Origin of the sequence: Marilutibacter maris (genome assembly GCF_006546735.2) — a bacterium.
Lineage (GTDB): Bacteria > Pseudomonadota > Gammaproteobacteria > Xanthomonadales > Xanthomonadaceae > Marilutibacter > Marilutibacter maris.
Map to the genome: position 1 here is coordinate 1 of NZ_VICD02000104.1, position 1,565 is coordinate 1,565.

Sequence of the window (1,565 nt, forward strand, 5' to 3'; positions counted from 1 at the left end):
CAGATCCACGTGTTCCTGCGCAGCGCGGACAGCTTCCAGTTCGTGATCAGCTTCCACCATGCGGTGCTGGACGGCTGGAGCCGGGCGGCGCTGACAACGGTGCTGTACAACCGCTACCAGCAGTTGCTGTCGGGCCAGGCGTTGGCGCCGGTGACGGCGGACTGGACCTATCGCGACTTCGTGGCGTTGGAGCAGTCGGTCATTGCGGACCCAGGCGCCAAGGCTCATTTCGCTGGAATGCTGGAATCGATTCCGGAACAGCAGTTACCGCGTATCGGGCAGCGTCGTGAAGACACTCGGGGCGAGGACATAGACCATGGTTTCCATGTCGTTGAGGCGCTTTTCGAGCACTCACCCGGACTGATCGCGCTTGCCCAGAAACTGGGCGTACCGCTCCAGGCGGTGTTGCTGGCGGGTCATTACAAGGTCCTTTCGGCGTTCAGTGGTTCGACTTCGGCCTTTACCTGCGTCACTCACAATGGTCGCCCGGAGACGGACAAGGCCGATCGCGGGTTGGGCCTGTTCCTGAACTCGTTGCCGCTCGCGATCGATGTCGAGTCGGGCAGCTGGGAGTCCCTGATACGAAAAGCCGCAGCATGCTCCGCGGCCGCGGTTCCATATCGCCGTTATCCGATGCTGAACGTGCAGCAGGATATCGGGCGGACGCTGGAGTCGGTGACGTTCAACTACACCCACTTCCATGTCTACAACGACATGCAGGAAGCTTCCGGCGATCAGCTGCAGGTGCTCGGCTCGTCCGGTTTCGAGCGCACCAACTTCGATCTGCAGGTCGACGTGGCGCGTAGCGTCGGCGACGACATGCTGCGAATGGCTCTGGTCTACGATACGGGGGCGTTCGATGAAGCATTGATCCGGCGCATCGCCAGTTACTACCTGACGGCATACGAGCGCATGCTGGCCGATCCCGGCGCGGCCCATGATGGGAGCCCGCTGCTGTCTCAGGAAGAGTTGATCGAGCTGCGCGACCGTCGTAACGCGACGCGTAAAGACTACCTACGGGAGCCGATCCATCATCTCTTCGAACGTCAGGTCGCGCGCACGCCATCCGCGATCGCCGCGATATGTGAAGGCCGTTCGATCAGCTATGCCGAGCTGGATGAGCGGGCGGGCCGTTTGGCCGCCCATCTGCGTCAGGCAGGACTTGAGACCGGCGAACGCGTCGGTCTGTGCCTTCGCCGCTCGTTGGAGCAGCTGATCGGCCTGCTTGGAGTACTCAAGGCCGGTGGCAGTTATGTGCCACTGGAGCCTGATCTGCCCAGTGATCGGCTTGCGTACATGATTTCCGACGCGGATGTCCGCCGGATTCTCGTGTTGTCGACGGGGCGGGAGGGCCTGCCTGAGACAGAAGCGCTGATCGTGAGCATGGACGGCGCGGTGAGCGATGCGGATTGGCTGCGGTCTGACGAGGCGCCGGCCGTAGATGCTCCGGCGATAAGAGTCGACGACATCGCCTACGTGCTGTACACGTCCGGCTCGACCGGCGTGCCGAAGGGGGTGACGGTGGCGCATGGGGCGCTGTCGAACTACCTGAGCCATGCGGCGGG

General features: G+C 62.9%; 1 protein-coding gene. It reads left to right on the forward strand.

Translation table 11 applies throughout. The features are described from left to right. Nucleotides 1-1,565: AMP-binding protein (locus FKV24_RS07075; protein WP_141481878.1), on the forward strand; the 1,565-nt coding region annotated here is incomplete at both ends.